Source organism: Rhodococcus sp. BH4, assembly GCF_002079265.1.
Lineage (GTDB): Bacteria > Actinomycetota > Actinomycetes > Mycobacteriales > Mycobacteriaceae > Rhodococcus_F > Rhodococcus_F qingshengii.
Map to the genome: position 1 here is coordinate 1,182,426 of NZ_CP014941.1, position 12,711 is coordinate 1,195,136.

At 64.3% G+C, this 12,711-nt stretch carries 11 protein-coding genes; 5 read left to right on the forward strand and 6 right to left on the reverse strand.

Annotated elements, in window-relative coordinates; genetic code table 11:
• Window positions 1-21: 21 nt before the first annotated feature.
• Window positions 22-2,505, reverse strand: a complete 2,484-nt coding sequence (locus A0W34_RS05440) for an FtsX-like permease family protein (protein WP_081557434.1) — start codon at window positions 2,503-2,505, stop codon at window positions 22-24.
• Complete coding sequence (locus A0W34_RS05445) at window positions 2,505-3,287, reverse strand: ABC transporter ATP-binding protein (protein ID WP_054826162.1); 783 nt, start codon at window positions 3,285-3,287, stop codon at window positions 2,505-2,507. The genes A0W34_RS05440 and A0W34_RS05445 overlap by 1 nt, the downstream gene beginning before the upstream one ends.
• A 109-nt stretch (window positions 3,288-3,396) precedes the next feature.
• On the opposite strand from A0W34_RS05445, the gene A0W34_RS05450 reads away from it, so the two are divergent.
• The 4 genes from A0W34_RS05450 to murJ all read left to right on the forward strand — a co-directional run bounded on the left by A0W34_RS05450 (window position 3,397) and on the right by murJ (window position 8,180).
• A complete protein-coding gene (locus tag A0W34_RS05450) occupies window positions 3,397-4,635 on the forward strand; it encodes a sensor histidine kinase (RefSeq protein ID WP_232329991.1) in 1,239 nt (412 codons plus the stop codon).
• A complete protein-coding gene (locus tag A0W34_RS05455; RefSeq protein ID WP_042452561.1) occupies window positions 4,623-5,264 on the forward strand; it encodes a response regulator transcription factor in 642 nt (213 codons plus the stop codon). Before A0W34_RS05450 ends, A0W34_RS05455 begins: the two co-directional genes overlap by 13 nt.
• Before the next feature lie 161 nt (window positions 5,265-5,425).
• Window positions 5,426-6,454, forward strand: coding sequence for a beta-ketoacyl-ACP synthase III (locus tag A0W34_RS05460; RefSeq protein WP_003945837.1), 1,029 nt, complete (start codon window positions 5,426-5,428; stop codon window positions 6,452-6,454).
• A 97-nt stretch (window positions 6,455-6,551) separates the two neighbouring features.
• Window positions 6,552-8,180, forward strand: a complete 1,629-nt coding sequence (gene murJ / locus A0W34_RS05465) for a murein biosynthesis integral membrane protein MurJ (RefSeq protein ID WP_232329992.1) — start codon at window positions 6,552-6,554, stop codon at window positions 8,178-8,180.
• On the opposite strand, the gene A0W34_RS05470 is transcribed toward murJ, so the two are convergent.
• The 3 genes from A0W34_RS05470 to A0W34_RS05480 all read right to left on the reverse strand — a co-directional run bounded on the left by A0W34_RS05470 (window position 8,166) and on the right by A0W34_RS05480 (window position 11,437).
• Window positions 8,166-9,320, reverse strand: coding sequence for an alkaline phosphatase family protein (locus A0W34_RS05470; RefSeq protein ID WP_007734589.1), 1,155 nt, complete (start codon window positions 9,318-9,320; stop codon window positions 8,166-8,168). The two genes, murJ and A0W34_RS05470, sit on opposite strands and share 15 nt — an antisense overlap.
• Window positions 9,321-9,455: 135 nt before the next feature.
• On the reverse strand, window positions 9,456-10,229 hold the full coding sequence (locus tag A0W34_RS05475; RefSeq protein WP_042452552.1) for a VOC family protein: 774 nt from the start codon (window positions 10,227-10,229) through the stop codon (window positions 9,456-9,458).
• 263 nt (window positions 10,230-10,492) lie between these two features.
• Window positions 10,493-11,437, reverse strand: coding sequence for an alpha/beta fold hydrolase (locus A0W34_RS05480; protein WP_081557436.1), 945 nt, complete (start codon window positions 11,435-11,437; stop codon window positions 10,493-10,495).
• A 219-nt stretch (window positions 11,438-11,656) separates the two neighbouring features.
• Here A0W34_RS05480 and A0W34_RS33110 point away from each other — a divergent pair, with 219 nt between their 5' ends.
• Window positions 11,657-11,794: a hypothetical protein gene (locus A0W34_RS33110; RefSeq protein ID WP_003945592.1), complete on the forward strand. Its 138-nt coding sequence runs from the start codon at window positions 11,657-11,659 to the stop codon at window positions 11,792-11,794.
• On the opposite strand, the gene A0W34_RS05490 is transcribed toward A0W34_RS33110, so the two are convergent.
• Window positions 11,776-12,537 (reverse strand): SDR family NAD(P)-dependent oxidoreductase, encoded by a 762-nt coding sequence (locus A0W34_RS05490; RefSeq protein WP_042452547.1) that lies wholly within the window; start codon window positions 12,535-12,537, stop codon window positions 11,776-11,778. The genes A0W34_RS33110 and A0W34_RS05490 overlap by 19 nt on opposite strands.
• Window positions 12,538-12,711: the final 174 nt, after the last annotated feature.

Genomic DNA, 12,711 nt, shown 5'->3' on the forward strand with positions numbered 1-12,711 from the left:
AGATGACGACGGTAGTGCCACTCAGTGGTTACGCACTCCGTCCATCGGGTTCTTGCGTAGAGCGGCGCGCGTCGGGATCGCGATGGAGACAAATCCCAGAACAGCGGTCACCGCGACGATGGAACCGTAGATCGCCGGTGAAATCGCCGGGATCGGCTGCCCGGACACCGCTACGGCAATGCCCATCAGAGGCGGCAGGGCGATCAGTGATCCGACCACGACGGCGATTCCCACCACCATCAACGACTCGATGCGCATCATTGCTCGGACCTGCCTCGTCCGCGAGCCCACCAGTTGAAGGAGCGCGAACTCGCGGGAACGCTCGGCAGTGGCGGCGACCAGGGTGTTCACGACTGCGACTGCGAGATAGCCGAGCAGGACGAGGACGGCGAGGATGCTGACCCACGACTGCATGCGACGCTGATCTTCGCCTGCGGCCCCGAACTGGTCCTGGTTCATCGCGGCGATCGAGGGGAACGAGCGCAACGACTGCTGGACTTCGGCCGACCGTCCGGGTTCGGCAGCAACCAGAACGGTGTCGATCAGAGCGTCGGTGGAGTGCTGACGCAAAGTCTCGATCGGCATGGTCACGTCCCCGAATCCGAGGCCGCGACCATATTTTGCGACGACCATGGGATGTACCAGTGTTCCGTCACCCAGATAGAGGTCGACGCGCTGGCCTACCTTGGCTCCGAGTGTGAAGGCGCCGTCTTCGCTCACGGCAACGGTATCGCCGGTCAGAGCGCTGAGGTCGCCCTCGGTCACCGCGAGATCGAGGGTCGCGTCGGCGCTGGCGGCGTCGATGCCCTGGGCCGCGATCGCGCTGTCGGCTGAGCCGCCTTCCTCTCCGCTGGGTACCGGGAGGACTTGACTGCGGACCACCGGGTTTGCCGCACTCACTCCGGGCACCGATGCGATCGACTCGAGGAGCGAGGGAGCGATACCGGCTGGTGCGCCGACGATCAGGTCGGCGGTGACGCCCTTGATCGACTGGTTGGTCGCCTCGGCGGCGACGGTGCTCTGGCTGAAGAACTGCACCGAGCCCAGTGCGATTGCGAGAGCCAACGGAACAACCGCCGACGAGAGCCGTCTCGAATTGGATTCGGCGTTGGCGGCAGCGAGAACTTTGGACGCCGACCCACTGCGGCGCAGCGGACCGCCGATCACCTTGATGATGCCGCGCACCAACAAGGGGCCGAGCAGCGCGACCGAGAAGATCAACAACAGTGCGCTCGAACCGGCTCCAGCGGCCGCCACGCTGCCGGGCAGGAAAGCAGGGAGGACGCAGGCGCTGAGGCCGGCGGCGCCGAAGATCAGCCCGGTGACGATGCGTCCGCGGCTCAGTTTCGCCGGGCCGCTTTCGGATTCGCGAAGCGCTTCGACGGGGTCGAGCTTCGCCGGTCGTCGTGCCGCGATCGCCGCTGCCGCGCGGGCAGTGAGTACGCAGATCAGGAAAGCTGCGATCGCCGGAAGCGGGCTGTAGGCCAGCGCGAAATCGGTGGGCATGACCCCGGCGTCGGCGAACTGCGCGCCCAGTACTCGGGCGAGCAGGTATCCGGGCACCGCGCCGAGAGCTGCCGCCGCAGCAGCAACGAGCAGCACTTCACGTCCGATCATGACGTGCACTTGCCGCGTGGTGGCCCCGATTGCCCGCAACAGAGCGAACTCTCGGCGCCTGGCGTTGATCGAGAGCGACAGCGTGCTGGAAACGACGAACATACTGACCATCAACGCGAGACCGGCAAACGACGCGCAGAGCACGATCAACTGCGTCCGCGCAGCACCGGCGTCGAGGAATTCGATGCCTCCGCGTGCAGTGCCGGTCGAGACCTCCGCACCGGTTCCGGCGAGTGCATCGCGGGCGAGAGCGGCAGCATCCACGCCTTCGGGAGCGATCAATCCGACTGCGGTGACAGCGTTCTGGTGCGGCCACAACCGTTCGGCCTCTGCGTCGTCGAGGAAGACGAGTGCCGGACGGTCGGGTGACGGCACCGAAGCCGAATCAGCTGTGCCGACGACGGTGTACTCGTCCGTTACCGCGCCGTGAGCCAGCGTGATTCGCTCGCCGAGCGCGGCGCCCGTGGTCGAGACTACCTCGTCGCGGCTCTGCGGAGCGCGCCCCTCGGTGAGCGAGTACGGCGCCAATTGTGCTGTGTTCCAAGGATGTGCGTCGAGTACGACGCCCTCGGCGGTGCTGACGGGGACGGAGATGTCGGGAACCACGGTGACATCGAGTGCGTCGAGCTTGCGGACCGTATCGCCGGCGAGGGGAACTCGCTCGGCAAAGGGCTGATCGGCGTCTTCCTTGACCTCGAGCGCCTGTGGTGCACTCACGATGGCGTCGGCACCGGCGTAGAGATGTGGTGAGACACCGCCTCGCACTCCCGATTCCAGCAGCACACCCAGACCGCAGGTGAGGAGCGCTGCGCAGAATACGGAGACGAACACGGCGACGAAACCGGAACGATGCGCTTTCAGGTGCGCAAAGGTGTGCGCTTTCATCATCACCAGTCCCCGAGGTGTGTCATGCGCTCGGCGATCTGCTGCGGGGTCGGGCGGTCGATGTGCCCGACAAGTTTCCCGTCGGCGAGGAACAGCACACGATCGGCGTACGACGCGGCCACCGGGTCGTGCGTGACCATGACGATGGTCTGATCGAACTCGGCAGCCGTCCGGCGCAACAACTCCAGAACCTGCTTGGCGCTGCGGGAGTCGAGGGCGCCGGTCGGTTCGTCGGCAAAGAGTGCGTCGGGGTGAGTGACGAGGGCGCGCGCGATGGCGACGCGTTGCTGCTGACCGCCGGACAGTTCGGAGGGTTTGCGCTTTCGGTGTGATCCGAGTCCGACGGATTCCAGGACGAAGGTCAGGTACTGCTTGTCGGCTCGTCGCCCGGCGAGGAGTAGGGGGAGCGTGACGTTCTGCTCGACGTCGAGAGCGCCGAGCAGGTTGTAGGCCTGGAAGACGAAACCGATGTGATCGCGACGGAAGATGCTGCGGGCCTTCGGCTTCAGCTGTGAAATCTCGGTATCGCCCAGCCACACCGATCCGCTGCTCGGTCGGTCGAGGCCCGCGGCGCAGTGCAGGAAAGTGCTCTTACCTGATCCGGACGGGCCCATCACGGCGGTGAAGGTGCTGCGCGGCAGAGTGAGGCTGATGTTGTCGAGGGCGGTCACGGCGCCGCGGCCGTTGCCGTAGACCTTGCTGACCCCTTCGAGTCGCACGGCAGATGTTCGAGCTCCCGTGGCACCAGGAGCCGGCGGGGCGAGGACCGAGTGTCGATTCTTCATGGGAAGAACGCTATGGAGATTCGCCATTCGTCGACATCCAGCAGAGTCCCGAAATAATGGTGTAGCCAGCTGTAGTGGATCGTGCGGTGTGGTGCGGCATGCTGGGGCAGTGAAGAAGAGAACCAGGGCTGCGGTGTACGTGCTCGTCGAGGGCGCGGCAGCTGTGGTTTCCCTGTTCTTGCTGATGGTCGGTCTCATTCTGTTGTCGCTCTCGATTCTGATCGTCGGCTGGTTGCTGTTGCCGTCGTACGTGCGAGTGCTCCGGTGGTGGGCCGGCCTGGCTCGCAAACGCACCGCTGCGTACACCGGACGCCCTGTTCTGCAGCGATACCCACCGATGCCCAGCAATCCGACATTCGGGGACTGGAGCCGGTTCCTCACCGATCAGTCGACGAGGCGCGACGCGGCCTGGTTGTCGATTCATGGTCTGGGTGCTTTCCTCGCGGCGATGCTGACCATTGCTCTGCCACTCGGTGCGCTCAATGCGATTGCCGTCCCGCTGTACTGGCAGCAGATGCCCGCGGGCGAACCCGTCAACAACCCGTACCCCGTGACGTCGTGGCTGGGCGCTGCCGGAATGCCGTTGATCGGCATCCTGTACTTCCTGATCGCGTGGTGGTTGATCCCCGCGATGGCGAAATGGATCAGCTGGTCGACCACGACTTTGCTTGCGCCGGATACGCGTTCGGACCTCTCGAAGCGCGTCACCGCCCTGACGGCCAGCCGCGCTGCGGCGCTCGACGCGCATTCGGCCGAACTCAAGCGCATCGAGCGGGATCTGCACGACGGAGCGCAGAACCGTCTGGTCGCGGTGGTGATGATGTTGGGGATGGCCGAGCGGTCGTTGCAGATCAACCCGGACCAGGCTCTGCCACAACTGCATCGGGCCCAGGATGCGGCCACCGAGGCGTTGAGCGAACTCCGGACGTTGGTGCACGACATCTACCCGCCGATCCTCGACGAGTTGGGTCTGGAGGGCGCGATCTCGGCGCTCGCCGGGCGCTCCGCCGTGCCCTGCGTACTCGAGATCGACGAGCTCCGCCGTGCCCCGGCTGCCGTCGAGGCTGCTGCGTACTTCGTCGTCGCCGAGGCCTTGACCAACGTCGCAAAACACAGCGGAGCCCGCAGGGTCACCGTCACGGCACGGACGGAGACGTCGGACGACTCGTCGGGTGAGACGATGCTCATCGACGTGATCGACGACGGTCACGGCGGCGCGAACGAACGCCCGGGCGGCGGCGTGGCGGGTATTCGACGCCGGGTCGAGGCTTTCGAAGGAACCGCAGTATTGGAGAGCCCGGAGGGTGGACCGACAACGATGAGGGTGGAACTACCGTGCGGATTCTGATCGCCGAGGACGACGCTCTCCTGCGAGAGGGGCTGGCCCTGCTGCTCCGTGGAGAGGGCTTCGAGGTGTCTGCCGTCTCCGACGCCGCACAGTTCCTCACGGTGTTCGAGGAGACAACCCCCGACGCCGCGGTGCTCGACGTCCGGATGCCTCCTACTTTCACCAACGAGGGACTTCGAGCGGCGATCGAGGTGCGCAAGCTTCGCCCGGGCTTTCCCGTCCTGGTCCTTTCCGCTTACGTCGAGGATCGCTACGCCGGTGAATTGTTGGCAGGAGGCGCCGGCGGGGTCGGGTACCTGCTCAAGGAACGGGTCGGCAAGGTAGCCGAGTTCGTCGACGCATTGAACCGGGTCGTCGACGGCGGAACCGTGATGGATCCCGAGGTCGTATCCCAACTGATGAGCCGTCGACGCGCCGACGATCCGATCAGATCGCTGACGCCACGCGAGTCCGAGGTTCTCGGACTGATGGCGGAGGGGCTGGGAAATCAGGAAATCGCCAGGAAACTGGTCGTCAGCGACACTGCTGTGAGCAAGCACATAGGAAATATCTTCGCAAAACTCGGCCTGTCGGCTTCCGAAAGCGGGCATCGTCGTGTTTTGGCAGTTCTAGCTCATTTACGCGCCTGATCGTGGATCTGGACTACATACCTGACCGAAGCGTAATGTGAGCCAGCCTCATGTTGTTGCCGTGATCGAACGGTGACCTGAGAGGCAGGGGCTTATGTCCTGTACGTAACGTGTGATGTCGAATGCGCGTCATCACCAGAAACCAACGAGGAGATCGATCAATGGGTAAGCCGATTGCCAGTGTGGCCGGAGGTCGGCAGTCCGTCCTTCTCGGGCTCGGCGTTCACCGCCCGGAGCGAGTCGTGACCAACGACGAGATCTGCGAGCTGATCGATTCCACCGACGAGTGGATCCAGACGCGATCGGGTATCAAGTCGCGCCGGTTCTCCGGCGAAGGTGAAGGCATCCTCGCGATGTCGATCAGCGCGGCCCGTAAAGCACTGGACGTCAGCGGCATTGCACCCGAGCAGATCGGTGCCGTGATCATCGCGACGTCGACGTGGGACCTGCAGACTCCCCAGGCTGCGTCCATCGTCGCCCACGAGCTCGGCATCAAGGGTCCGGCTGCATTCGACGTCGCGGCAGGCTGCGCCGGTTTCTGTACCGCTCTTGCAGTGGCCAGCGATCTCGTTCGCGGTGGCACGGTTGATCACGTACTCGTCGTCGGCGTCGAGTTGATGAGCGAGGCCACCGAGCCCACCGATCGCAGCGTTCGCTTCATCTTCGGTGACGGCGCAGGCGCAGTTGTCGTCGGCCCGAGCGACACCGTCGGAATCGGCCCGGTCGAGTGGGGTTCGGACGGCAGCCAGTCCGACGCCATCGTTCAGGAGCCCAGCTGGCTCGACTACACCAAGAACCCGACCGGACCTCGGCCGTGGATCAAGATGGCCGGCACCGCGGTGTTCCGCTGGGCTGCCTTCGAGATGGGCAAGGTCGCCACTCGCACCCTGGAGAAGTCGGGGCTGGGTATCGAGGACATCGACGCTTTTGTGCCGCACCAGGCAAACCAGCGCATCAACGAGGTCATCGCTCGCAGCATGAAGCTGCCCGAGGGCTTCCCCGTCTCCAACGACATCGCCGAGACGGGCAACACGTCCGCGGCCTCGATCCCGCTCGCCATGGAGCAGATGCTGCGCGACGGCCAGTGCAAGCCGGGCGACAAGGCATTGCTTCTCGCCTTCGGTGCGGGTTTGTCCTTCGCCGGTCAGGTTGTCGTCATGCCGCCGTTGGCTGGAGCAGAATCCGCCTGATTGTTCCTTACGGAAGGGCGCCTCGAACCCACGGTTCGGGGCGCCCTTCCGTTTCCGTCCGGATCGTCGAACGTCTGCGATGTGGCACTCTGGCGAGATGGTCGAGAACGTGGGGGAGTCCGAACGGGAGTCCGAACGTAATGGTGTGACGGGCGGCAGCTTGGCAAAGATGGGCGGGCAAGTGGCGCTCGCCAGCACGGTCAGTCGGATCACCGGCTTCGTCCGCACCCTTGCCCTTGCCGCGGTCCTGGGCATCGCCCTGGTCAGTGATGCGTACAACGCGGCAAACAGTTTTCCGAACATGGTCTATCAGCTCCTCCTCGGCGGGATTCTCGCCAGCGTCCTGCTTCCGTATCTGACGCGGCAACGGAGCCGTGGGCGGACGCTCGAACGAGAGCAGACGCAGCGCGTTCTCACCGTCGGAGCGCTGGCTCTTGCGCTCGTGACGGTAGTGGCCGTGGTGTGCGCGCCGCCTCTGGTCTCGGCCGTGATCGATGATCCGGCTCAACGAGAGCTGACGACGCTCTTCGCGTACTTGCTTCTTCCGGAGATCTTCTTCTACGGCGTCACGGCGATGATGACGGCTGTGCTCAGCGTTCGATCGGTATTCGGCGCGCCGGCCTGGGCACCGGTGATCAACAACGTCGTCCTTCTGGTGACGGTCGCGGTCTTCCTGTGTATCCCGGGGCCGGTGGCTCTGACTCCCGAGTCGATGACCACCGCGCAGGTTCTGGTGATCGGTATCGGCACTCTGCTCGGGATCGTGGCGCAAACCGCCGTCGTTGCTCGAGCGCTGCACCGCAACGGGTTTCGGTGGCGCCTTCGCGTGCGGGTCGTACCGCACACCTGGCGCCCGGTGCGCGTCGGGGCGCCGTTGCTCGGCTGGGTACTTGTGTACGTCGTTGCCGGCCAGATCGGTGTGTGGGTGACGATGAAGGTCACTCTCTCCCGTCACGTCTACTCGATGTACACGCACGCGGATCTGCTGTTTCAAGTGGCGTACGGCATTCTCGGTGTGTCGTTGTTGACGGTGCTGATGCCGCGGATCGCCAGGTCGGTTGCTGCGGGTGACGACGTCGGCGTCGTATCCGATCTCGGCCGGGGAGCCCGGTATTCTGTGGTGGCGCTGATCCCGGTGACTGTGGCGCTCATGGTGTTCGGTCCCTCGTTGACCACCTTGATCTTCTTCGGCCGGGTCGACGGCAGCAGTGCCCGGTTGATCGGGACGGCCGTTGCGATCAGTGCATTCGGGCTGGTGCCCTTTGCGATGGTCATGCTTCAGCTGCGAGTGTTCTACGCCGACAACAACACCCGAACTCCCGCGGTGATCGCCCTGGTGATGGTGGTCGCCAAGACTGCGCTCGTCCTTCTTGCGTCACTGTCGGCGAGTGACGAAAGGCTGGTCCTGGCCGTCTGTGCCGCCGGCTCGTTCTCCTACGTGTGTGGAGCGGTGCTCGGCCACATCCTTCTTCGAAAGCGATACGGGCTGTTGGGATTCCGTCGCGTGCAGGCCACCGTCGGAAGGATTTCGGCGGCGGCAATTCTGGCAGGTGGTTGTGCGCTCGCTTTGGTGGTGGCGGTTCAGAACCGAGTTCCCGAGCCCAGGCTTGCTGCTGTTATTTCATTGTCGGCGGGTGCGGCCGTCGGTGCCGTCGTCCTGTTGGGCGCATGCAAGGTCGTCGGTGTTCCCGAGATTCGCCGGGCGCGAACCCTACTGCTGTCCTGAGGACAAGAGCGGTACCAGCAGTTCGTCCGGAGTGAGGGCGCCGTGCTGTCCACGGAGGCCGGACAGTCCCGATTCGACAGATCGACGTACGACGGCCACGTCCCCGGACGCAATGGCGATGACGTCACCGATCCGGCCGTGATACTCGGAATGCACTGCAGGCCCGAACAATCCTGCGACTATGCCCTCGGACCTCGTCCCGATCCACATGCGGTCACCCAGTTCGGCGCGCCAGCGGTCCGCAACATCTTGTGCAGCGCCTTCTCGGGTGTGGATGTGACGACATCTAGGTTCACCGGCAAGAGCGAGTACATCTTTGGACAGAATCGGAGTGTTGTCGAAGTCGATCTTGTTCTCGTCCGACACGTCGACCATTCCGTGGTCTGCCGTCACCAGCAATCTCACGTCCGGGCCGAGAGCCGCGGCGAGTTGCTCGACCAGTCGATCGACCAGCATCAGTTGGAAGATCCACGGCTCGGACTCGGGTCCGTAGACGTGGCCGAGTGCATCGATCTCGCTGATGTAGCAGTACGTGAACGTGCGGTCGGCAGATTTCGACGCCGCCACGGTGCGAGCGAGGAGGTCTCCGTATGCCTGGATTCCGGCGAACTGGGCACCGCGCATCCCGGCACGGGTGAGGCCGCTGCCGTCGAACTTCGACGGTACGACGGTTGTAACGGTGATGCCGGCTGCGGCGGCGCGATCGAACGTCGTGGCCTGCGGCTGCAGGGTCTCCGGGACGATGGAGTCGGTCTGAGATTCCTTCTTGCCCGCGCTGTGCCAACCCAGCCAGTTGAACACCGAATCGGCTTCTTCGACGTAGGACTGGTAGCCGGTGATGCCGTGCGCTCCCGAAGGCAGACCGGTCCCCAGTGAGACGATGCTGGTGGCCGTCGTCGTGGGGAAGCCTGCCCGGATGGGCGTTCCGACGAGTGAATTCAGGAATGGTGCGTGTTCGGCGTTGCGGGCGAGCAAGTTCGCGCCCATCCCGTCTACCAGTAGAATTACGGTCTTCTTGCTGGGCTGTAGATCGAGACGGTTCGCTTCGCCGCTCACTCCGAGAGAAGCGAGTACCGACGGCGCAAGCGTCGACAGAGTCGGCTGCGAGTACACATCGAGGAGAGGGGCGGGGGCGGGCATCCCATGAGATTAGGCGTTGGACGCAGAAAACTGCATACCTTCTGGGCGAGTGTTCAAATCTGTGCGGTCAAATCCGGACTTTCCAGATGATCAGCGCGCAGAGACCGCGGACCGGTGCGGCCTCCGCGCGGAGATTCATTCCATGATCGTGGAGATCTGGAACTTGGCACCTAGTGGATCGGCCACCGACGCGAGACGACCGAAGGGCGTGTCCTCGGGATCGCGCAAGACGCTGCCGCCGAATTCGACGACCTTGGCGACGGCCGCATCGGTGTCGTCCGCCCCGAAGTACACCTGCCAGAACGACGGCGCCTCTGCCGGGAGGAACGAGCTGGCATCCATCAAACCGGCGACGACGGTGTCGCCCTGCTTGGCCTGTGAGTACCGGAACTCGTCGCTGTCACCGATGGACTCGTAAGTCCAGCCGAACACGTCGGTGTAGAACGGCAGGACCGCGGCGTAGTTCTTGGACAAGGTCTCGTGCCAGACCGGCGCTCCGGCCTCGCCGACCAAACCGAAGCCGTGGTGCTGATCTGCCTGCCAGATGCCGACGACGGCACCGGCCGGATCGCCCACGATCGCCATGCTGCCCTGAGGACCGACCTGCATCGACGGCATCATGATCGTTCCGCCCGCGGCTTGGGCCTTGGACGCCGACGCTGCCGCATCAGTCGAGGAGATGTAGGTGGTCCACACGTTGCCGTAGGGGTTTCCCTCCTGCTGGGGTCCGAGCCCGGCGATGGGCTGCCCGTCTTTGCTGAAGATCGCGTAGCCGCCGTACTGCGGGTCGTCGTTTGTGTCAGCCTGCCAGCCGAACACGTTGGTGTAGAAGGATTTGGCAACCTCGGTGTCGGAGCTGGTGAGGTCGATCCAACAGGGTGTTCCGTCGAGCGCTGTGCGTGCGGGCATCTGAAAACTCTCCTTAACCGAAACGGATACACAAGCAGGGGACGCGGAAATGATTGGCCGAGGAAGGCCTGAATCTCACGCTACGCGCGTACCCCGACACATTCCCAGGGTTCGAGAGCTTTGGGGTATGTGACCGTTTCGCGTTCCCCGGTGGGCCGGACCTGCCAACGCAGACGACCGCCGAATCGTTCTTGATACTCCGAAGTTGATGGGGCACTTGCTCGATCGGCGAGGCCGTTCCGCGGGTGTAGTGCCGGTACGTGTCAGCTCCTGATCAGCCCCGTGCGATCGAGCCACGCGAGCGCATGACGGGTGAACTCGTCCGGAATCTCCAATTGTGGGGTGTGGCCGGTGTCGCCGAGAATGATGGTGGTCCAGTGTGGATGTGCAGCAGCGGCTGCCCGTGCGGCCTCGACCGGGACAAGCCGATCGCGATCGCCGTGCATCAGGAGCGTCGGAGTCGTGATCTCTCGCAATGTCTTTCGATAGGAGGCAGGACGGGCGAGGGTCATCAGCAGTGACCGTGCTGCCTGAAGGAATTCGGCATCCTGGGTAGGTTCGTTGCGGCGAATCGCCGTCAAGGCGGCGCCCGCGTCGAGGACCGCGGGGTCGGCTCGCGTCGGATCGGCAAAACACAATCTGGTCATCTGAGCGGCCAACTGCCGGTCTGACATCTTTCGGCGTCCGAAGCCGAGAACCTGCTCACCGACGTACGGCATCGAGTAGAGCGCGAACTGGGCGGCGACGGTCAGATCGGGAAGTTGGACGGGCAGGGGGAGCGCCGGATCCACCAGGACCAGGCCGGCGACTGATTCGGGACTGGCATGGGTCGACATTGCCGAGATCATTCCGCCCATGGAATTGCCGAACAGGACGGCGGGCTCACCCACCACTGTGTCGAGAAAGCGATTCAGAAGTACTGTGTTGGCATCGACGCCGGTGTGTCGCCCACGGGCAGAGGTGAGTCCGAATCCGGCGAGGTCAAGGGCGTACACGCGCGTGCGCGCCGCCAGCGCCGGTGCGACCCGCACCCAGTTCAGGTGCGAGCCGCCCAGACCGTGAACGAGCACGATGGGCGGCGCTCCGCTGGGACCGCCGAAGTCGATCCAGTGAACGTCACCGCCGAGATCGGTGATGTTGCTTGTCCCGCCCCACGGGTGTGTGAGGGTGCTTCCGTCGGTGAGTTGGGCCGAAACAGCGGATTCCATACCTGCCAGGATGCACCGAGGTGTCGTCGTAGTCACGCACGCGTTCCGGTTCGGGATCCGAATATGTGTCATCGATCACGGCTTCTCAAGAAGCTCAGGAAACAGGCAAAACGGAATTTGACTGGTGTTCAGCACTTTTCGAGGCTGTCGCCGCTTTCCGACGGCCGTGGCGCGCGTCCGGCGGAGGTCGGTTCGGGCATACTGAAAACCATGTGGTGGATGGTCGGGCTCATTGTTCTGGCCGCCTTGGTTTTGGCATCCGTTCTGGTCGGTTTCGTTTTCCGCCGCCCGATCGCCGAAGCCAAGTCGGCGGTGCTTGCCTTCGACGACGCCAGCTCTCAGCCCCAGCGCGACTGACCACCGTCGAGCGGAATTGTTGCTCCAGTCAGATACGCGGCATCCGGGCCGACCAGGAAAGCCACCGCGGTTCCGATGTCCGTTTCGCAGTCGCCGATCCTCCGTAGCGGAATCCCGGCAACAAAGGCGGCAGCCTCCTCCGGGCGTGCATCTGCCCACCGCTGCAGCCCCGGCGACGACGCGTGGGGAGCAACCGCGTTGACCCGGATCCCGTCGACGCCCCATTCGCATGCTGCCGCGCGACTGAGGGCTCGGACGGATTCCTTCACGGCCGCGTAGCCGCCGTAGCCGGCAGCGTCCCAGCGGACGGCCACGGAGCTGACCATGTTGATGATTGCCCCGCCGCCGCGCTCCTTCATGAACGGGTAACAGGCTTGCATGGTTCGCAGAGTCGCGACGGGGCCGGACGTCAATCCGTCGGCAAGGCGCTCCGGAGTGAGGTCGAGGACGTTGCCGAGCGGGTTGAGGCTGGCGTTGTTGATCAGAATGTCGACGCCGCCGAACAGTTCCACCGTTCGCGCCACGGCTCCGGTGATGGAATCCGCGTCGGCGATATCCATGAGCACCGGTTCGGCACGGCCTCCGCGTTCGGCGATCTCGTTACATGTGACGACGAGTTTCGACTCAGTGCGGCCCGCGACCGCGACGGAAGCGCCCTCCTTGGCGAGCGCAAACGCAACTCCCTGGCCGACGCCTTGCCCTGCGCCAGTGATCAGGGCCACTTTTCCATCCAACTTGCCCACTGCTGTTCTCCTGCTCGTCATTCAACGGTTCCCGAAGCGTTGTCCGAATCGCGCATTGTTACTCGTGGGTTCCCGCTGGATGAGATGTGAGTTACGTCCCACTCAGCGGCACCGCTTCAAATTTCGGTCGTCTTACGTATATTGTGAGCGCCGTTACATACCGGGCGCGCGGAC

Bases quoted from the DNA above. Each gene is read 5' to 3' on its own strand.
- A0W34_RS05440 (WP_081557434.1), bottom strand. From the start codon at position 2,505: ATGATGAAAGCGCACACCTTTGCGCACCTGAAAGCGCATCGTTCCGGT.
- A0W34_RS05445 (WP_054826162.1), bottom strand. From the start codon at position 3,287: ATGAAGAATCGACACTCGGTCCTCGCCCCGCCGGCTCCTGGTGCCACG.
- A0W34_RS05460 (WP_003945837.1), top strand. From the start codon at position 5,426: ATGGGTAAGCCGATTGCCAGTGTGGCCGGAGGTCGGCAGTCCGTCCTT.
- murJ (WP_232329992.1), top strand. From the start codon at position 6,552: ATGGTCGAGAACGTGGGGGAGTCCGAACGGGAGTCCGAACGTAATGGT.
- A0W34_RS05470 (WP_007734589.1), bottom strand. From the start codon at position 9,320: ATGCCCGCCCCCGCCCCTCTCCTCGATGTGTACTCGCAGCCGACTCTG.
- A0W34_RS05475 (WP_042452552.1), bottom strand. From the start codon at position 10,229: ATGCCCGCACGCACAGCGCTCGACGGAACACCCTGTTGGATCGACCTC.
- A0W34_RS05480 (WP_081557436.1), bottom strand. From the start codon at position 11,437: ATGGAATCCGCTGTTTCGGCCCAACTCACCGACGGAAGCACCCTCACA.
- A0W34_RS33110 (WP_003945592.1), top strand. From the start codon at position 11,657: ATGGTCGGGCTCATTGTTCTGGCCGCCTTGGTTTTGGCATCCGTTCTG.